This window comes from Citrobacter sp. Cf087 (assembly GCF_030334285.1).
GTDB classification, from domain to species: Bacteria; Pseudomonadota; Gammaproteobacteria; order Enterobacterales; family Enterobacteriaceae; genus Citrobacter; species Citrobacter freundii.
On record NZ_JAOWED010000031.1, the window covers coordinates 830,385 to 849,961 of the forward strand.

Consider the following 19,577-nt stretch of genomic DNA (forward strand, 5'->3'; position numbering starts at 1 on the left):
ACATGCTACCAAAAGCTTCTCGTATTCCCCACGCCATGACGCAGCATGGCGATACTCGTGTTGATAATTATTACTGGTTGCGAGATGACACTCGCTCGCAGCCAGAAGTGCTGGATTATCTGCAACAAGAAAATGCGTATGGTCGTCAGGTTATGGCCTCGCAGCAGGCTTTGCAGGGTCGCGTCCTGAAAGAGATTATCGACCGTATCCCGCCTCAGGATGCTTCTGCCCCCTATGTGAAGAATGGTTATCGCTACCGGCATATTTATGAACCGGGGTGCGAATATGCCATTTATCAGCGTCAGTCTGCCTTCAGTGAAGAGTGGGATGATTGGGACACTCTGTTGGATGGGAACCAGCGCGCGGCACACAGCGAGTTTTATACGCTGGGAGGGCTGGCGATATCACCGGATAACACCATCATGGCACTGGCCGAAGATTATCTCTCTCGCCGGCAATATGGCGTGCGTTTTCGCAACCTGCAAAGCGGCAACTGGTATCCGGAAGTGCTGGAAAACGTCGAAGCGGATTTGGTATGGGCGAATGATTCTCAGACTTTCTATTACGTGCGCAAGCACGAAACGACGTTATTGCCGTATCAGGTCTGGCGACATACAGTCGGCTCGCCATCGTCACTGGATGAGCTGGTGTATGAAGAAGCCGATGACATGTTTTATGTCAGTCTGCATAAAACCACATCATTGCATTATGTGATTATCCACATTGCCAGTGCGACCACCAGTGAAGTTTTGTTGCTTGATGCAGAACTGGCAGATGCCGAACCGTTGGTCTTTTTAGCGCGACGCAAAGACCACGAATACAGTCTCGATCACTATCAGCACAATTTTTATCTGCGCTCCAACCGTCAGGGGAAAAATTTCGGCCTGTACCGTACCCGTGTTCGTGATGAGCAAGCCTGGGAGATGCTGATCCCACCGCGTGACAACGTGATGCTGGAGGGCTTTACGTTATTCACCGACTGGCTGGTGGTAGAAGAGCGTCAGCGGGGCTTAACCAGCCTGCGGCAGATTAATCGTAAAACGCGCGAAGTGGTCGGGATCGCCTTTGACGATCCGGCATATGTGACCTGGCTTGCCTATAATCCAGAGCCGGAGACATCGCGCCTGCGCTATGGCTATTCCTCCATGACTACCCCGGACACATTGTTTGAACTGGATATGGACACCGGGGAACGTCGTGTGCTTAAGCAGACGGAGGTCCCCGGATTTGATGCGGCGAATTACCGTAGCGAACACGTATGGATAACGGCACGTGATGGCACCGAGGTTCCGGTTTCGCTGGTATATCATCAAAAGTATTTCCTGAAAGGAAAAAATCCGTTACTGGTTTATGGCTATGGCTCATATGGCGCCAGCATGGATGCCGATTTCAGCAGTAGCCGTTTAAGCTTACTGGATCGCGGCTTTGTTTACGCCATTGCCCATGTGCGTGGCGGTGGTGAATTAGGACAACAGTGGTACGAGGACGGTAAGTTTCTGCGCAAGAAAAATACTTTTAATGATTACCTCGACGTCTGTGATGCGCTGCTAAAAATGGGCTATGGCGCGCCTGAGTTATGTTATGGCATGGGAGGAAGCGCCGGGGGCATGTTAATGGGCGTCGCCATTAATGAGCGCCCGGAACGCTTCCATGGTGTTATTGCTCAGGTGCCGTTTGTCGATGTGCTGACCACAATGCTGGATGAATCAATTCCCCTGACGACCGGTGAGTTTGAAGAGTGGGGTAATCCGCAGGACGAAGAGTATTACACCTATATGAAAAGCTACAGTCCGTATGACAATGTAACCGCGCAGGCGTATCCGCATCTGCTGGTCACGACGGGATTACACGATTCCCAGGTGCAATACTGGGAACCAGCAAAATGGGTGGCAAAACTGCGTGAGCTGAAAACGGACGATCGTTTGCTGCTACTTTGCACGGATATGGATTCCGGACACGGCGGTAAATCCGGGCGTTTTAAATCTTACGAAGGTGTGGCTCTTGAGTACGCTTTTTTGATTGGACTGGCGCAGGGAACACTGCCTGCTCAGGCGTGATCCAAATAGTGTTTTAGCGTTAATCGCAGTTCCGGGCTCATATTATCAAGGTTATTAAATAACCAGCGCAGATAGCCCGGATCGCGTTCAGCCACTTCTGATACCGGTTTTCCGCGGTACTTACCAAAAGTGAAAGTAGTGAGTAACGCGGGACGGCCGGTAATATCGACCATTTGATCGGCTGTCCAGCCTGACGTCTGCATGATGTCGATCAGGAGTGCAGCAGTGATGTAGCAGTCGTACAGGGCGCGGTGATGGTGGAGACCCGCTGGCGTCTGTACGCTCAGCTTGCGCGATTTATACAGCGCCATGTTGCTGTATTTGATCCCCGGCCACAAACGACGGGAGAGCTTCATGGTGCAAATCCACTCTCCGGGCATATCGGGTAATACACGGCGGTCAAAGCTGGCATTGTGCGCCACGTACCACTCGCTGCCGTAATACTGCGGGATGACGTCTTCAATCCACGGCTTATCGGCCACCATTGCTTCAGTAATGCGATGGATAGCCATCGCCTGTGGGCTGATGGGGCGGTCAGGGCGTACCAGGTGGCTCATTGGGTTGACTATTTTTCCGTCAACCACATCGACAGAAGCAATTTCAACAATGCCTCCCTGTAGACCACAGGTTTCTGTATCTATTATGCGCAACATGCCATGCTCCTGACCCAAAACGACTAGCGTAATGGAATGATATCACCTTGCCAACCCCGTGGCGTGCGTTGACCGGTTAACAGCAAAGAACCGCTGTCTGCGCGAACAATCAATCGGCCTCGCTCATCCCATAACGCGCTGCTGCCACGCGCGTTGGCCATTAATACAGCTATGGCAAACTTATGCGAGAAACTCTGTAGACGAGATGTGGAGGAGAGCAATTCGGGTTCGCTAATGGACTGACTGCTCGTGAACAGGGAGTAAGCCGGGTCGATATCGATTCCTTCCGGTTGGCTATCCACTACGCTAATGGCATTTTGCTGTCTGGCGATACAGGCTCCGTGACTTTGATGAAACGTTAAGGGCGAGGTCATCCAGGGAGAAAAGAGCGCGATGCCTTTTACGAACCGGTTGTTATGTTCCACCGGTAGTCCCGCAATGATTGTCATACGATAAGTCACGGCGGCATGGGCGAGAGGTTCTAACAGCGCTTCATCGGGCGGGGCAGGAAGCGCGTCATGTTCATCAACACAACCTAACAAGGAGAGGGAAGGAAAGACCAGCAATTCACATTGGCATTGGGCGGCTGCCTGAATGAATTGCAGGTGATGTGCGACATGCTCGGTAACTGAGGTGTGAAGAGGTTCGTACTGCGCTGCTGCGATTTTCCAGTGTGACATAATGATTTCCTTTTCATAGTGTCTACAATCATCCTGAAAGTATAGATTAAGAATATACTTATACTGTAGCAGCCATCATGTAAGGAATCGTAACGTAGTATAAGTTTTATTTAACTTTAGGCTCGTAAGGTAAACGTGAAAGGGAAACGGATGCCAGTCGGTGCGCGATGAGTCTTTCGCGAAACCAGTCGCGTAAATGTTCGGGCTGTTCACGCTCAACAACTTCGGCAACAACCGGCATGTTGTATCGCTCCTTAAACGCTACACCCGCAGCGGCCAGGTCAACATTGACCTTATCCATTTCCGCTTGCTCAAGTTTGGCCAGATTGATGTTCATGGGCTTCTCCTTTTCTCTGTCTTTCGGCGCGCAAAGTTACTAAGAGTGTGCATTAATGGCAAGACCGAAATGATGATTCTCGACTCGATCATTGTAGAAGGTTATTCTCTATAGATTAGACATAACAAAAAGGAATAGTTGAAATGGCTTCATCTGCATCTATGCTTCGCAGCGCTCTCATCGTACTTGCCAGCGTGCTGGCAACGCCCGCCGCCCTGGCGCATGCCCACCTCACAAAACAAAGCCCGGCGGCTAATGCCGAGGTTGCGGCATCTCCTCAGGCGTTGACGCTGAATTTTTCTGAAGGCGTAGAGCCGGGATTCAGCGGCGCAAAGCTAACAGGTCCAAACAAAGAACAGATCAAAACGGGTAAGGCGTCACGCAGTGAGCAGGACAAAACACAGCTGATTGTTCCGCTTGATCAAACACTTGAAGCTGGAAAATATACGGTCGACTGGCACGTTGTTTCCGTGGATGGTCACAAGACGAAGGGGCAATATACCTTTAGCGTGAAATAACCGATGCTGGCATTTACCTGGGTTGCATTACGGTTTATCCATTTTACCACGTTGATGCTGGTGTTTGGCTGTGCGCTTTACGGCGCATGGCTGGCTCCCGTTTCGGTTCGTCGTTTAATGATGCGTCGTTTTTTGCGTCTGCAACGGCATGCCGCAACGTGGAGCTTTATCAGCGCGACGCTGATGCTGGCGATCCAGGGCGGGTTAATGGGCTCAGGCTGGCGGGATGTTATCTCTACAGATGTATGGGGCGCGGTGTTGCAAACGCAGTTTGGCGGCGTCTGGTTATGGCAGATTATCCTCGCGCTGGTCACTCTGGTGGTGGTTATTATCGTACCGCGTAGCATGCCGCGACGGCTGTTAATGCTGACGATTGCGCAGTTTATTTTGCTGGCTGGCGTCGGGCATGCGACGCTGCATAGTGGTATTACTGGGGCAATCCAGCAGGTTAACCATGCCTTGCATCTGATATGCGCCGCCGCCTGGTTCGGTGGCCTGCTACCCGTACTTTACTGTATGCGAATGGCGCATGGCCGCTGGCGAGAACAGGCCATCAGCACCATGATGCGTTTCTCCCGCTACGGGCATCTTTTTGTTATTGGTGTTTTACTTACCGGTATTATGAATGTGCTGTTTATTGTCGGTTTTTCTGTTCCCTGGCACATGGCTTACGGGCGACTGCTTTTGTTAAAAGGTGCCCTGGTCATGCTAATGGTGGCGATTGCGCTGGTGAATCGGTATGTTCTGGTACCACGCATGCAGCAGGATAACCGCGGCATGACTCTCTATTTTATTTGGATGACCAAGCTGGAATGGGGTATAGGAGCCGTTGTGCTGGCAATTGTCAGCCTGTTTGCAACCCTTGAACCTTTCTGATTGATGGACTGGCGAAACGCATGAAAAAAATCATTATCTCTTTATTACTCCTGGCAAGCTCCGGAGCCGCGCTGGCTGCGCCGCAGGTCATTACCGTCAGCCGTTTTGAGGTTGGCAAAGATAAGTGGGCGTTTAATCGGGAAGAGGTGATGCTGACCTGCCGCCCGGGTAACGCGCTGTATGTCATCAATCCCAGTACGCTGGTGCAATACCCGTTGAATGATGTTGCCAGACAGCAGATGGAGAGCGGAAAAACCACGGCAAAGCCGATCGAGATTATCCAGATTGATGATCCGGCGAAACCGGGCGAAAAAATGAGCCTGGCACCGTTTGTGGAGCGTGCAGAAAAGCTCTGCTAATTGTCAGATGTAGCGCTCTGATTTCCAATAAAAAACCGCAAGGTTCTCGCACGAGAACTTGCGGTTTTTGCGTTTGGATGTGTAACAAACGTCCTTTTTTTCCGGCCACTTTAGTCGCGGACTGGAAAACCTGGCGCTGTCATCTATTCTTAAATGGCAGGGTAACTTAGCCTGCATTAATGCCAACTTTTAGCGCACGGCTCTCTCCCAAGAGCCATTTCCCTGGACCGAATACAGGAATCGTATTCGGTCTCTTTTTATGTGGCGAATGCGATGCCATCCAGGGCAAAACACGGCTTATCGCATGCTGCATTCTCCATAAACCATACCATACTCCTGCCCACGATCGTCCAGGCTTTTTTACCATCATTGCTAAAATTATAATCAGGTACCCTTGTACTCTGGAGGCGACATGGGACGACCTGACAATATCTATCAACGAATCGACGGTACGCAGTGGCGTCACGTCTGGGTGGTTGGGGATATCCACGGCTGCTTCTCGATACTGATGGCTAAACTGCGCCAGTACCGTTTTGATCCCTGGCTGGATCTGCTGGTTTCAGTGGGGGATGTTATTGACCGTGGACCAGACAGTTTGCGTTGCCTGAAATTATTGCGTAAACGCTGGATTGTCGCGGTCAGGGGGAATCATGAACAGATGGCGCTGGACGCGCTGGCGACGGGGGATAAATTCATGTGGTTAATGAATGGTGGCTCGTGGTATGCGCAGGCGGAGCAACCGGCAGCGAAATTCGCTCTTGAAGAGTGTTGGCAATTACCCTGGATTCTGGAGCTGCACTGTCAAAACGGCATACACGTTATTGCTCATGCCGATTACCCGGATGATGATTATCAGTGGCTAAAAAAGATCGATTTACAGCGTGTGCTGTGGGATCGTTCGAGGCTAATGAACAACGGTTGTGGGATTCGCGGTGCGGATCACTTCTGGTTTGGCCACACGCCGTTGCGCCATCGGCTGGATCGCGAGAATCTGCATTATATTGATACCGGTGCTGTATTTGGCGGCGAGTTAACGCTGGTACAACTGCAATAATCAAAAATCGCTGTATTCCTGGGCCGGGTGCCAGAAACTATCGATGTAGTCATCCGCGGGTAAACACCCTCCGTTACGAATACGTTGATCGTCCATCGATATCAGGCACTGCTGCTCAGTTTTGTAGACATCAACCACGATATCTTCACAACCGCCATCCAGGTAGCACACAAAAAGAACCAGCGTGAACATTCCATCCTCAAATGGTAAAGCCATAGCTGTAGTGTAGAAGATGTTGATAGATGAGGGAAATTAACCAGGAAATAACCCGTCTGGCGACGGGTTCTTTTTGAATCAGGCAAGGCGCATGATCCAGGCATCTGACTTACGATCGTAGTGTTCGCGAAATAGTACTGAATGTTCTCCGTTCAACAGGGCCGGGACACTGGTATCGGCATCCCAGGCATCCAGTTGCATACATAAATCCGGGTCGGATTTACACGGAATGGTTAACGTTCGGTCCCCCGGCGATTCGCCATGTAACTCGGCGTCGTCGATTTCAAAAGCGCCAATGCGCACACTGGTTTTCATCATCGTGCTCTCCGTTAATTTGCTAATTGTGGTACGACCAGTTAGGTCGTCCATTTTTCAGCGTAGTCAACGTTAGCAAAAGCGCCAGTAAAAACGTGCGTTATCCCGTAAAGAGTTTGCCATCCCGGACAAGATCGCGTGGGTAGCTATTCTTCAGTCGCGATCCAATACGTTTTGCCAGACCGATAGGCTGATGCTGGAATGTAACCAGTACGTCGTCACTCGTCGGTGTGGCTTGTGGGTAGACATCCCGGCCGCGGTACCACTCTTCAGCTTCGGCAAGCGTCAGTTCAAACGCATGGCTGTGATTTGGGTTGGCGAACGCGATGACGGCTTCATGCTGCCAGCGGTAACCTTTATTGTGCGTTTCCGCTAATTTGACGCCGAGTCGGGAAAAGCGGACTTTGCCGATCAGTGGCTCAATTTCTGTTGGGAATAGCCAAATCTCTTTATCGCGCTGCCACAGGCGTAAATTATCTTCCCACTGCAGTCCACAAGCGCTCGCGGCTTGCGCGACAAGCGCGGACTCGCGTCCTTTCAGCGGGCTAAACGGGAAGTTACCGACTTTATATGTCGGCGCAGGTAGTGGAGGGATGGCGGCTGTTTTGCGCAAACGCGCAACGAAGAAACCTTCGCAATCGTAAATTTGCGGAAACACATGCAGGAATCCTTCCGGCGTCAGAGCGCGTTCGGCCTGTGGAAATAAATCGCCGAGTGGTAAAAACTCGACGGCGTCCGGGTAGGTTTCAATCAACCACTGCATGACGTTTTCATTTTCTTCACGGTTAAGTGTACAGGTGGAGTAAACCAACGTGCCGCCGGGGCGCAGAGCGTGAAAGGCGCTGTCGAGCAGTTCGCGCTGAGTCGCGGCAATTTCCAGATTACTTTCTGGTGACCAGTTTTTTAGCGCATCGGGGTCTTTACGCACTACGCCTTCCCCGGAACACGGGGCGTCGAGCAATATGGCATCAAATGATTCCGGCAACGCAGCGCCAAAAACCCGGCCGTCAAAATGGGTCAGGGCGACGTTGGCTATCCCGCAACGGCTGATATTGGCATGCAGAACTTTGACGCGACTGGCAGAAAATTCATTCGCCAGAATGGCGCCTCGATTATTCATTTTTGCGGCAATTTGCGTGGTTTTGGAGCCAGGGGCTGCCGCGACATCCATTACGCGTTCCGGGGTATTGCCTTCGGCAAACAGCGCAGCGACTGGCAGCATTGAGCTGGCTTCCTGAATATAAAACAGGCCGCTTAAATGTTCTGCTGTGCTACCGAGCGGCACTGACTCTTCTTCATCGCGTTCGATCCAGAAACCTTCAGCGCACCAGGGAACCGGAGTGAGAGACCAGTTGTAAGGTGCTGTCAGTGTGAGGAAATCGGCAACGGAGATTTTCAGCGTATTGACGCGAATGCTGCGGCGCAACGGGCGCTGACAGGCAGCGAGAAAATCATCGAATGAGAGCGTGGAAGGCATTGCTTCACGCATTTGGGTCAGAAAGGCATCGGGAAAATAAGCCACTTGGTACCACCGGCAAAAAAACAGGTGCGCAGTGTAGCATAAGTGCTCCGGCGCGAGTACGCCGGAGCAAGTGGAGAGATTATCGTGGCAGGGCTGTTCCCCATTCACGCCACTCTTTCGGTTCGCTTTCGAGCAACAGGAAGTGTTTACCTGCCTGCGCTTTAGGAGCCAGCGGTGTGCCTGGTGGAGTCGCGAAGGCGATGCCGCCGCGGATGAACTGATTGAAGGTACCGGTCTTCACGACACCGCCAGTCAGGCCGAAGTCAAGATTGTAGCCGGATGCCAGCCAGAACACGGAGTTGTTGCGCACCAGATGCTGATAGCGCTGGCTAATGCGCATGGCAACCATCACACGATCGGAAAGCGAGCCCAGCGTCAGCCCGGTGACGGTCCCCACTTCAATACCTCTGAACAAAACTGGGGTTCCGATATTCAGTGAACCTGCTTCCGGTGCTTCCACCACAATACTCAGACCATCGAGGTAACGAGAGTCGGTAATGGTGGCTTCCTGCAGCTCAAAATCACGGCGCGGATTACCGCGTCCGGGTTCAACGTTGATGTACGGTTGCAGGATTGTATCCAGATGCTCCACGCCAGCTGCCGAAATTTGCGGGGTGATCACGGAGAAACGGGTACCGCTTCGCGCGAAGGTCTGCACGTATTCCGGGTACAGAACTGCTTTTGCCTGCACTTCGTTACGGGCGGTGATCAGCTCAAGCGTCTGAATCTGGCCGATATCGATTCCCAGGTAGCGAATCGGCATGCCAGCAGCGAGTTTACCGGCATCGAACGCATGCAGCGTTATCTGGCCACCTACCGCACGCGCGGCGGTTTCCGAAGCATACAGAATGCGCTTGTCGCCTTTGCGTTGGCTGGCGCTGGCACCGCTTAAATTATCGAAGCTAATTGCCCCTTTGAGCGCGCGCGAAAGGGGAGATGCCTGTACGGTTAATCCGCTGCCGTTAAGCTGAACTTTTGCTCCGCCTTCGGCCCAGAACACGCTGTTGCTGGTCAACAGGTTGCGATATTCCGGTTTAATATGCAGATCGATATCAAATGCATCGGCGCGAGGACGAACGCTGATCACTTCACCGACCTCGAATTTGCGGTATAGAACCACCGAGCCGGCCTGCACATCAGGCAGCGTTTCGGCGCTCAGGCTGACCGTGGTGGTTGGCAGATCGCTCAGGCTGTTTTCAATCGCTTTTTCCAGGTTGGCATACAGCGGGTAGCTTTTTTTCATTTCCCCCTTCGTACCGGGCAAAATACGAATGCCGCCGCTGAGCCACTCGCTGGCGCTGGCGCCAAGGAACTCCACGCCATCAAGTCCGACTTTGACGTCCACGCGGCTGTTGACCACGAACTTACTGTCACCTTGCACCAGGTCACGATGCTGCGGTTCGATGGCAACGGTAAATGAAACGCCTTTGCTGGAAAGCGTGCGCTCAATCACCTGACCGACCTGTACGCCGTGGAGAATCAGCGGCTGGCCAGCATCAATACCGTAACTTTCCGGTGCGGTGAGCGTAAATGTCATGACTCCTGGATCGTGTAACAACGACTTCTCTGCGGGGATAACCACAAACTGGCTACGCGGCTCGCCTTCGCCGGGGACCAGTTCAAACGTTTTACCCGTCAGCAGTGAGCTGAGATTGACATCGTTTAACGATAATTTAGGGCTGTGTAATTCAATCCGCGTGTTGTCGCGCAGCAGCGTTACGACGCTGGGGTCGACCGTCATTTCTCCAGTCACTTTACCGCCTGGATTTAAATCCAGTTTGGTGAGTTGGCCGACTTGTAATCCTTGATACATCAGCGATGTTGAGCCAGCTTTGAGTCCGTCCCCGCTGGGTAAGTCAAGCTTGACGATCACCCCGCGCTGGCTGTGCGCGAGATCCTGATATAAACCAAACGTGTCGTCGGCTGCGGCGGGTTTTGAGTCTTCAGGCGAATCAAAAGCAATGGCGCCGTTGACCAGCGCGGCCAGACTCTCCAGTTTGATCTTCGCGCCGCTGAGACTGACATCCGCATTCACACCGGAGACGTTCCAGAAGCGGCTGCCTTTTTTCACCAGATTGGTAAACCGACGTTCAATCAGCACGTCGATAGTTACGCCCTGATTGTTGGGGTTGATAGTGTAGTCATACACTCGGCCCACCGGAATCTTACGGAAATAAACCAGCGAACCGCTATTGAGCGAACCGAGGTCAGGCGCCCGCAGATGCAGCATCAAATCGCCATTATCCAGACGGTATTTGGGCTGTGTGTCGAGGGCAACAAAATGATCTTCTTCCTCGCCGGTTCCGGGCATCATGCCGATATAGTTACCACCAACCAACGCATCCAGACCCGAAACGCCGGCCAGCGACGCTTTCGGCGTGACCAGCCAGAACTGGGTATCTTTGCGCAGTGCATCTTTCATGCTCGATTTGATGCTGACGCGGACTTCAATTTTACGCAGATCTTTGCTGAGGTTGATATCCTGCACCGTGCCCACTTCAACGCCCTGATAACGAACGGGCGTGCGTCCTGGTACAATGCCGTCCGCGGACATGAAGTCAATGGTTACGGTATTGCCGCGATCTTCATAGCTTCCCCAGATAAGCCATCCTGCGATCATCAGTGCAATGAACGGCAGCAGCCAGAACGGAGAGATACGGCGTTTTGTTTTAATCTGCGCTTCAGTCTGCGAAGCGGGCGTTTCCTGACTCATGTGCATCCCAAAGTAAGCGGCTGTCCAGCCATTCCACAGCAAGAATAGTCAATATTACCGCCGCGCCGAAATAAAACGCAGCCGGTCCCATAGTAAAAGCAAGTATCTGATCGCGATTAATCAGCGACATGGTTAAAGCGATAACAAAGAGATCCAGCATCGACCAGCGGCCAATCCAGGTCACCATACGCAGCAGTTTTATGCGGGTACGCAATCCTTGCTCGCAGTTAAAATGGATGCTGATGAGCAACGTAAACATCACAATCACTTTGGTGAATGGCACCAGAATACTGGCGATAAAAACGATCGCCGCCACGCCGACGTTGCTGTTTGCCAAAGACATTATGCCTGACAGGATAGTGTCTTCCTGCCTACCACCGTTGACATAAATTACCGAGATGGGCAGCAGATTAGCAGGCAAAAGTAGGACAATCGAGGCCAGTAGCGCCGCCCAACACTTTTGGATGCTTTGATTCCTGCGCCAGCGCAGCGGGATATGGCAACGAGGGCAGCGACCCCGAGCGTCCGGATAACCTGTAAAGTGACAACCGAGGCAGACGCGGAGCTTTTCATCAGGGCGACGGGCTGGTCTTTGCGGGTAAAATCGGTCCCAAAGCTGCTCTACGTTGAGGTGCGACAGCGTCAAAATACTGAGGATCACCAGCGCAATAAAAGCAAACAGCCCCACACCGGGTTGCAAAAAAGCATAGTCCTGAACTTTGATCGACGCGACGCCAATGCCCACAAGATAGATATCGAGCATCACCCACTCTTTGAGCCTTTCCAGCATCAGCAGCACCGGGCGCAGGTTCATCCCAAGAATATTGCCAAACCACAGATAAGCAATTGAGGTCACGAGAATTAGCGGCGCGCCAGCGACGCAAAAAAGCACGAAAGAAGCAGTGAGGGGGTCACCTTGTCGGGTCATTTGCCAGATGCCTTGCATAACATTGGCATCAATGCGCACGCCTAATAAATAGATGTGCAGGAGTGGCTCTCCCCAGGCAAAGGGCATCAGCAGCAACATGGTGAAAGCCATTGCCGCCAGTCGCGTTAATGACCAGTCGCGTCCGTCGCGAATTTTTGCCTGGCAGCGTGGGCAAAAGGCACTTTGGTGCGAACGCATTTTAGGCAAGCTAAATATCAGGTCACATTCAGGGCAGCGATGATAATGTGCACGAGGTAGTGCCTCACCGATGGACCTGATGGCTATTTTTTTAGTTGGCGTGATGCGTGGTGTCGTTAAGGCCATGTATCGCGAATCAAATTGTTGAAGTAATGTTATCTTAACTCATGACGGGAATGATCTTGAGCATTAACGCATTTAATGTTTATTTTAGTAGGCTGCAGTTTTAAGTAAGACAACTAAGTGATTACATAATGAACAAAATAGAGCTATACACGGATCTGAACCGTGATTTTCAGGCATTGATGGCAGGTGAAACCAGTTTTCTGGCAACGCTGGCGAATACCAGCGCATTGTTGTACGAGCGTCTTGCAGAAGTGAATTGGGCCGGTTTTTACCTGCTTGAGGACGATACGCTGGTGCTTGGTCCCTTCCAGGGCAAAATTGCCTGCGTGCGGATCCCGGTAGGGCGTGGTGTGTGCGGTACAGCAGTGGCGCAGAACCAGGTTCAGCGTATTGAGGACGTACATGCTTTTGATGGGCACATTGCTTGTGATGCCGCCAGCAACGCTGAAATCGTCCTGCCAATCACCGTCGAAAATCAGATAATCGGCGTGCTGGATATCGATAGCACGGCGTTTGGCCGCTTTACTGAGGAAGATGAACAAGGTCTGCGTACACTGGTGGCACAGCTTGAAACCGTGCTTGCAACGACGGATTACAAAAAATTCTTTGCGCACGTCGCAGGATAATCAACGGATAACGTAGCAATTACTGATGACGTCATTATAATGTCGCCTGTTCATGCCTGCGCTTGTTGGCTACGTCCGTTGTAATCAGGAAATTTCATGGAAAATCAACCTAAGTTGAATAGCAGTAAAGAAGTCATCGCGTTTCTGGCCGAACGCTTCCCGCAGTGTTTTAGTGCGGAAGGCGAAGCGCGCCCACTGAAAATTGGCATTTTTCAGGATCTGGTAGAGCGTGTTGAGGGCGAAATGAACCTCAGCAAGACTCAGCTCCGTTCTGCCTTACGTCTCTATACTTCAAGCTGGCGCTATCTGTACGGCGTTAAATTGGGCGCAACGCGTGTTGATCTCGACGGCAACCCTTGTGGTGAGCTGGATGAACAACATGTTGAACATGCGCGCAAACAGCTGGAAGAAGCTAAAGCCCGTGTTCAGGCGCAACGCGCAGAGCAACAGGCGAAAAAACGCGAAGCGGCTGCTGCTGCCGGTGAAAAAGAAGGCGCACCGCGTCGCGAGCGTAAGCCGCGTCCTGCACCGCGTCGTAAAGAAGGTGCAGAGCGTAAACCTCGCGCTGAAAAACCAGCAGCAAAAGCACCGCGTGCTCCTCGCGAAGAACAGCATACCCCGGTATCTGATATTTCAGTACTGACGGTAGGGCAGTCTCTGAAGGTGAAAGCAGGAAATAATGCGATGGATGCCACCGTATTAGAAATCACCAAAGATGGCGTCCGTGTACAGCTGAATTCGGGTATGTCTTTGATTGTACGCGCAGAACACCTGGTGTTCTGAAACGGAGGCCAGGCCTGGCATGAACACTTTTTTTAGGCTTACTGCGTTAGCTGGTCTGCTTGCATTAGCAGGCCAGGCACTTGCTGTGGAAGACATCACGCGTGCCGATCAAATCCCCGTTTTAAAGGAAGAAACCCAGCATGCGACGGTAAGCGAACGTGTGACTTCGCGTTTTACGCGATCACACTATCGCCAGTTCGATCTGGATCAGGCGTTTTCGGCAAAAATTTTTGACCGCTATTTGAATTTGCTCGACTACAGCCACAATGTGCTGTTGGCGAGCGATATCGAACAGTATGCAAAAAAGAAAACGGTCCTCGGCGATGAACTGCGCACCGGCAAGCTGGATGTCTTTTACGATCTCTATAATCTGGCGCAAAAACGCCGATTTGAACGTTATCAGTACGCATTAAGCGTACTGGCACGTCCAATGGATTTTACCGGTAACGACACGTTTAACCTCGACCGAAGCAAAGCGCCGTGGCCGAAGAGCGAAACAGAGCTAAATGCGCTGTGGGACGGCAAGGTTAAATTTGACGAACTCAGCCTGAAGCTGACCGGTAAAACCGATGCGGAAATTCGCGAAACGCTGACGCGCCGCTACAAATTTGCGATTCGCCGTCTGGCGCAGACCAACAGCGAAGATGTGTTCTCACTGGCGATGACAGCGTTCGCCCGTGAAATCGACCCGCATACTAACTATCTCTCTCCGCGCAATACCGAGCAGTTCAATACTGAAATGAGCTTGTCTTTGGAAGGTATTGGCGCGGTTCTGCAAATGGATGATGACTACACCGTCATTAACTCCATGGTGGCAGGTGGTCCGGCAGCCAAGAGCAAGTCGATCAGCGTTGGCGATCGTATTGTCGGCGTCGGGCAGACGGGCAAGGGCATGGTCGATGTGATTGGCTGGCGTCTGGATGACGTCGTGGCACTGATCAAAGGACCTAAAGGCAGCAAGGTACGCCTTGAAATTCTGCCTGCCGGTAAAGGTACCAAGACGCGCACCGTGACGCTAACGCGTGAACGTATTCGTCTCGAAGACCGCGCCGTAAAAATGTCCGTGAAAACCGTTGGCAAAGAAAAAGTTGGCGTACTGGATATTCCTGGCTTCTATGTAGGCCTGACTGATGATGTCAAAGTCCAACTGCAGAAACTGGAAAAACAAAATGTCAGCAGTATTATCATCGATCTGCGTACTAACGGTGGTGGAGCACTGACTGAAGCGGTTTCGCTTTCCGGTCTGTTCATTCCTTCCGGCCCGGTGGTTCAGGTTCGTGATAATAACGGTAAAGTGCGTGAAGACAGCGATACCGACGGCGTTGTGTACTACAAAGGCCCGCTGGTGGTATTGGTCGATCGCTTCAGCGCCTCAGCATCAGAGATTTTCGCTGCGGCAATGCAGGATTATGGCCGAGCGTTGATCGTTGGTGAACCAACCTTTGGGAAAGGCACCGTCCAGCAGTATCGCTCCCTGAACCGTATTTACGATCAGATGCTGCGTCCGGAATGGCCTGCGCTGGGCTCTGTTCAGTATACGATCCAGAAATTCTACCGTGTAAACGGTGGCAGCACGCAGCGTAAGGGCGTTACGCCGGATATCATCATGCCGACAGGTAATGAAGAAACTGAAACCGGCGAGAAGTTTGAAGATAACGCACTGCCGTGGGACAGCATTGATGCTGCGACCTACACTAAGTCAGATAATTTGACGCCGTTCGGACCTGAATTGCTGAAAGAGCACAATGCACGTATTGCGAACGATCCTGAGTTCCAGTACATCATGAAGGACATTGCGCGTTTCAATGCGATGAAGGATAAGCGCAACATCGCTTCTCTGAATTACGCTCAGCGTGAAAAAGAGAATAACGAAGATGACGCAATGCGTCTGGCGCGTATCAACGATCGGTTTAAACGTGAAGGCAAACCGCCATTGAAGAAACTGGACGATTTGCCGAAGGATTACCAGGAGCCGGATCCGTACCTGGATGAAACGGTAAAAATCGCGCTCGACCTGGCGCATCTTGAGAAAGAGAAGCCAGCGGAACAGCCCGCAACCAGTCAATAACCTCGAACAGGCACAAGAAATTGTGCCTGTTTTTTTAACAAGTGCATGAAGACGTCAGCCTGATACGATAAAATGTAAAGTTGTGTCTTTCTGGTGACTTAGCACCTATGGATGCTTGAAAATAGTCATAAGACCCATACGATATGGGTAATCGCATAGTGCGTTTTGTTAAATTGAGGTTAAAAGAAAATTATGATGCGAATCGCGCTCTTCCTGCTGACGAACCTGGCTGTGATGGTCGTTTTCGGGCTGGTATTGAGCCTGACAGGGATCCAGTCAAGCAGCGTTCAAGGCTTGTTGATCATGGCACTGCTGTTTGGTTTTGGTGGTTCCTTCATTTCGCTGCTGATGTCCAAATGGATGGCGTTAAAGTCCGTTGGCGGGGAAGTGATCGAACAGCCTCGCAATGAAAGAGAACGCTGGCTGATGAATACAGTTGCGAATCAGGCCCGCCAGGCCGGGATCGCTATGCCACAGGTTGCAATCTACCACGCGCCAGATATTAACGCGTTTGCGACCGGTGCCCGCCGGGATGCCTCGCTGGTGGCTGTAAGTACTGGCCTGTTGCAAAACATGAGCCCGGATGAAGCCGAAGCGGTTATCGCGCATGAGGTCAGCCACATTGCCAATGGCGATATGGTGACCATGACGCTCATTCAGGGGGTAGTAAACACCTTCGTTATCTTTATCTCACGTATTCTGGCGCAAATTGCCGCTGGCTTTATGGGCGGGAACCGTGATGAGGGTGAGGGTAGCAACGGTAACCCGTTGATCTACTTTGCGGTGGCGACTGTGCTGGAACTGGTGTTTGGTATTCTGGCGAGCATCATTACCATGTGGTTCTCACGTCATCGTGAATTCCATGCGGATGCCGGTTCTGCAAAACTGGTGGGTCGTGAAAAAATGATCGCCGCGCTGCAGCGCCTGAAAACCAGCTATGAGCCGCAGGAAGCGACCAGTATGATGGCGTTCTGCATCAATGGTAAATCCAAATCGTTGAGTGAGCTGTTTATGACTCACCCCCCGTTGGACAAACGTATTGAAGCGCTGCGCAGCGGTGAGTACCTGAAATAATCTGCAGCAGACAACAACAAAAAGCGCGTCGACAGACGCGCTTTTTTTATGACTGAACCCGCGGTTGTGTAATACGTAAGCCACTCACGATTGCGGCCAGCGAAGCCAGAATGCCCGCTGTTATCAGCGAGATGTGCGTTCCACTGTCACCAAACTGATTTAGCATCAGCGCAACCAGTGCGGCCCCGGTACTTTGACCCAGTAAGCGCGCCGTTCCGAGCATACCGCTCGCGCCTCCGCTACGATCTCGCGGCGCGGAGGTGATGATGGTGTGATTATTCGGTGACTGGAACAAGCCAAAACCCGCACCACACAAAATCATTGGCCAGATGATATTAAAATCGGAAGGTGATGCGGGCAGTAACACCAGCGAAAACAGCCCACACGCCATTACTGCCATGCCCAGCGCGCCAAGCAGACCTGCATGAACACGTTCAATCAAATATCCCGCCAGTGGGGCCATCACCATGGTTGCCAGCGGCCACGGCGTCAGCAGCAGGCCCGTTTCAACTTCGCTGCGTCCGAGAACCGTTTGCATAAAAAAGGGCAGGGAAACCATCGCCAGCATTTGTGCGCTGAATGAACAGATTGAGGTGCAAATAGAGAGTGAAAACAGCGGAATGCGTAGTAGATCAACCGGTAATAACGGTACTGGCAATGCGAGCTGGCGGCGGATAAAGAAAAACCCTACCACGAGAAGCCCCACAAGTTCACCACCAATCAGTTTTAGTGACTGTCCCTGTGCAAATCCGCTGAGTGCCGTGATCAACAAACCGAATGTTAAGGCGTTCATTATTGCGCTGGGCAGATCAAAGCGCGGTTTATTGCTACGTGATGAATTGGGTGGCAAAAAACGCATAGCCAGCAGCAGGGCGATGATCCCCAATGGAACGTTAATCAGAAATAGCCATTTCCACGAGGCAATAGAAAGAATTGCCGCCGCAATAGTCGGACCCGCTGCCGAGGATACAGCCACGATAAAGGAGTTAATACCCATCCCGCGGCCAAGCTGGCGCTGAGGATAAATGAGTCGGATCAATGCCGTATTAACGCTCATCAGCGCCGCGCCGCCAAAACCCTGAGCCACGCGCGCTAACGTCAGCATATGCAGCGAGTCTGACAAGGCACAAAACAGCGATGCCAACAGAAACACGACCAGACCACACTTATAAATGCGTCGGTAGCCAAACATATCACCTAAAAAAGAGAGCGATAACAGCGAAACAACGATCGCAATTTGGTAGGCGTTCACAATCCAGATTGAGCTGGCGGGTGAGGCCTGAAGATCGGTGGCGATAGTGGGGAGGGCAACGTTTGCTATTGCGCCGTCGAGTACTGCCATAGAGATGCCAATAACAATGGTTAAAATTGCGCCATATCGCTGGGGCAATGGCAGACCATCGGTCTGAGTTTTTTCCATAGGAAGTCAATACTGTTGGAATTTATGATGAGAATAATAATTTTAGCATTGATATTCAGGCGTTAGGTCGCAGATTTGTAACTAAGTAAGCAAAGAGCGATTGCGAGGGCTGATACGTGAAATTATAATAAAAACCGGTTCTGATTTTTATAAAACACTCGAAAGGGGTGATAAATGGCAATCGCAGATCTGGATAAACAACCCGATTCTGTATCTTCCGTGCTGAAGGTTTTTGGCATTCTGCAGGCGCTGGGTGAAGAGCGCGAAATTGGTATTACCGAGTTGTCGCAACGCGTCATGATGTCAAAAAGCACCGTTTATCGCTTTTTGCAGACCATGAAAACGCTGGGTTATGTGGCACAAGAAGGGGAGTCTGAGAAATACTCACTGACCCTGAAACTATTCGAGCTGGGTGCTCGCGCGTTACAAAACGTCGATCTTATCCGTAGCGCTGATATTCAGATGCGCGAACTTTCGCGCCTGACCAAAGAGACAGTGCACCTTGGTGCACTGGATGAAGACAGCATCGTCTACATCCATAAAATCGACTCTATGTACAATCTGCGCATGTATTCTCGCGTAGGTCGCCGTAATCCGCTGTACAGCACAGCTATCGGTAAAGTTTTGCTGGCATGGCGTGACCGCGATGAAGTGAAGCAGATTCTGGATGGTATCGAGTACAAGCGCAGCACCGACCGTACTATTACCAATACTGATGAGCTGCTGGTATTGCTGGATAAAGTACGCGAGCAGGGCTACGGTGAAGATAACGAAGAACAGGAAGAAGGTCTGCGCTGCATCGGTGTACCTGTGTTTGACCGTTTCGGTGTAGTGATTGCAGGCTTGAGTATTTCATTCCCGACGCTGCGTTTCTCAGAAGAACGTTTGCACGAGTATGTGGCGATGCTGCATACGGCTGCGCGTAAAATTTCAGAACAAATGGGTTATAACGACTATCCGTTCTAATCTGATGTAATAACGTCAACGTAAAAACCCCAGGTATTTTTGTATCTGGGGTTTTTTATGAACAGTCATAATGTTAGTTGGTGCAAAT

At 51.5% G+C, this 19,577-nt stretch carries 19 protein-coding genes; 10 read left to right on the forward strand and 9 right to left on the reverse strand.

Annotation, left to right across the window (positions count from 1 at the left end):
* Nucleotides 1-2 precede the first annotated feature (2 nt).
* Nucleotides 3-2,057: an oligopeptidase B gene (gene ptrB / locus OGV57_RS20725; RefSeq protein ID WP_191218788.1), complete on the forward strand. Its 2,055-nt coding sequence runs from the start codon at nt 3-5 to the stop codon at nt 2,055-2,057.
* On the opposite strand, the gene exoX is transcribed toward ptrB, so the two are convergent.
* The 3 genes from exoX to OGV57_RS20740 form a co-directional block, all read right to left on the reverse strand.
* Complete coding sequence (gene exoX, locus OGV57_RS20730) at nt 2,048-2,710, reverse strand: exodeoxyribonuclease X (protein WP_003833802.1); 663 nt, start codon at nt 2,708-2,710, stop codon at nt 2,048-2,050. The genes ptrB and exoX overlap by 10 nt on opposite strands.
* Before the next feature lie 23 nt (nt 2,711-2,733).
* On the reverse strand, nt 2,734-3,390 hold the full coding sequence (locus tag OGV57_RS20735) for a carbon-nitrogen hydrolase family protein (protein ID WP_003841657.1): 657 nt from the start codon (nt 3,388-3,390) through the stop codon (nt 2,734-2,736).
* Nucleotides 3,391-3,496: 106 nt separating this feature from the next.
* Entirely contained in the window at nt 3,497-3,727 is a 231-nt protein-coding gene (locus OGV57_RS20740) for a DNA polymerase III subunit theta (RefSeq protein WP_003034925.1), read from the reverse strand.
* Nucleotides 3,728-3,870: 143 nt separating this feature from the next.
* On the opposite strand from OGV57_RS20740, the gene yobA reads away from it, so the two are divergent.
* From yobA to pphA, 4 genes are all read left to right on the forward strand, one after another.
* A complete protein-coding gene (gene yobA, locus OGV57_RS20745; RefSeq protein WP_003034928.1) occupies nt 3,871-4,245 on the forward strand; it encodes a CopC domain-containing protein YobA in 375 nt (124 codons plus the stop codon).
* A 3-nt stretch (nt 4,246-4,248) separates the two neighbouring features.
* Nucleotides 4,249-5,121 carry a copper homeostasis membrane protein CopD gene (gene copD, locus OGV57_RS20750; RefSeq protein ID WP_032935389.1) on the forward strand — a complete coding sequence of 291 codons (873 nt, stop codon included), beginning with the start codon at nt 4,249-4,251 and terminating at the stop codon, nt 5,119-5,121.
* A 20-nt stretch (nt 5,122-5,141) separates the two neighbouring features.
* Nucleotides 5,142-5,480 carry a YebY family protein gene (locus OGV57_RS20755; protein WP_003034934.1) on the forward strand — a complete coding sequence of 113 codons (339 nt, stop codon included), beginning with the start codon at nt 5,142-5,144 and terminating at the stop codon, nt 5,478-5,480.
* Between the two features lie 412 nt (nt 5,481-5,892).
* Nucleotides 5,893-6,534: a protein-serine/threonine phosphatase gene (gene pphA, locus OGV57_RS20760; protein WP_054528459.1), complete on the forward strand. Its 642-nt coding sequence runs from the start codon at nt 5,893-5,895 to the stop codon at nt 6,532-6,534.
* Here the strand turns inward: pphA and OGV57_RS20765 are convergent, their stop codons facing one another.
* From OGV57_RS20765 to yebS, 5 genes are all read right to left on the reverse strand, one after another.
* A complete protein-coding gene (locus OGV57_RS20765) occupies nt 6,535-6,726 on the reverse strand; it encodes a YdfD/YebW family protein (protein ID WP_003034941.1) in 192 nt (63 codons plus the stop codon).
* A gap of 102 nt (nt 6,727-6,828) precedes the next feature.
* Entirely contained in the window at nt 6,829-7,065 is a 237-nt protein-coding gene (locus OGV57_RS20770; protein ID WP_029139506.1) for a YebV family protein, read from the reverse strand.
* Between the two features lie 100 nt (nt 7,066-7,165).
* Nucleotides 7,166-8,587, reverse strand: a complete 1,422-nt coding sequence (gene rsmF / locus OGV57_RS20775; protein ID WP_071684131.1) for a 16S rRNA (cytosine(1407)-C(5))-methyltransferase RsmF — start codon at nt 8,585-8,587, stop codon at nt 7,166-7,168.
* A 79-nt stretch (nt 8,588-8,666) separates the two neighbouring features.
* Nucleotides 8,667-11,300, reverse strand: coding sequence for a PqiB family protein (locus tag OGV57_RS20780; protein ID WP_054528458.1), 2,634 nt, complete (start codon nt 11,298-11,300; stop codon nt 8,667-8,669).
* Nucleotides 11,269-12,552: a membrane integrity lipid transport subunit YebS gene (gene yebS / locus OGV57_RS20785; RefSeq protein ID WP_003841983.1), complete on the reverse strand. Its 1,284-nt coding sequence runs from the start codon at nt 12,550-12,552 to the stop codon at nt 11,269-11,271. The genes OGV57_RS20780 and yebS overlap by 32 nt, the downstream gene beginning before the upstream one ends.
* 128 nt (nt 12,553-12,680) lie before the next feature.
* Between yebS and msrC the strand changes: the two genes are divergently transcribed.
* From msrC to htpX, 4 genes are all read left to right on the forward strand, one after another.
* Nucleotides 12,681-13,178 carry a free L-methionine (R)-S-oxide reductase MsrC gene (gene msrC / locus OGV57_RS20790; RefSeq protein ID WP_003034953.1) on the forward strand — a complete coding sequence of 166 codons (498 nt, stop codon included), beginning with the start codon at nt 12,681-12,683 and terminating at the stop codon, nt 13,176-13,178.
* A gap of 96 nt (nt 13,179-13,274) precedes the next feature.
* Complete coding sequence (gene proQ, locus OGV57_RS20795; protein WP_003034957.1) at nt 13,275-13,961, forward strand: RNA chaperone ProQ; 687 nt, start codon at nt 13,275-13,277, stop codon at nt 13,959-13,961.
* Between the two features lie 19 nt (nt 13,962-13,980).
* Nucleotides 13,981-16,029 (forward strand): carboxy terminal-processing peptidase, encoded by a 2,049-nt coding sequence (gene prc, locus OGV57_RS20800; protein WP_054528457.1) that lies wholly within the window; start codon nt 13,981-13,983, stop codon nt 16,027-16,029.
* Between the two features lie 192 nt (nt 16,030-16,221).
* Nucleotides 16,222-17,103, forward strand: coding sequence for a protease HtpX (gene htpX, locus OGV57_RS20805; protein WP_286531642.1), 882 nt, complete (start codon nt 16,222-16,224; stop codon nt 17,101-17,103).
* 46 nt (nt 17,104-17,149) lie between these two features.
* Here htpX and OGV57_RS20810 read toward each other — a convergent pair whose 3' ends face one another.
* Nucleotides 17,150-18,523 carry an MFS transporter gene (locus OGV57_RS20810; protein WP_054528456.1) on the reverse strand — a complete coding sequence of 458 codons (1,374 nt, stop codon included), beginning with the start codon at nt 18,521-18,523 and terminating at the stop codon, nt 17,150-17,152.
* A 174-nt stretch (nt 18,524-18,697) separates the two neighbouring features.
* Here OGV57_RS20810 and kdgR point away from each other — a divergent pair, with 174 nt between their 5' ends.
* Complete coding sequence (gene kdgR / locus OGV57_RS20815) at nt 18,698-19,489, forward strand: DNA-binding transcriptional regulator KdgR (protein ID WP_003833778.1); 792 nt, start codon at nt 18,698-18,700, stop codon at nt 19,487-19,489.
* The last annotated feature ends 88 nt before the right edge of the window (nt 19,490-19,577 follow it).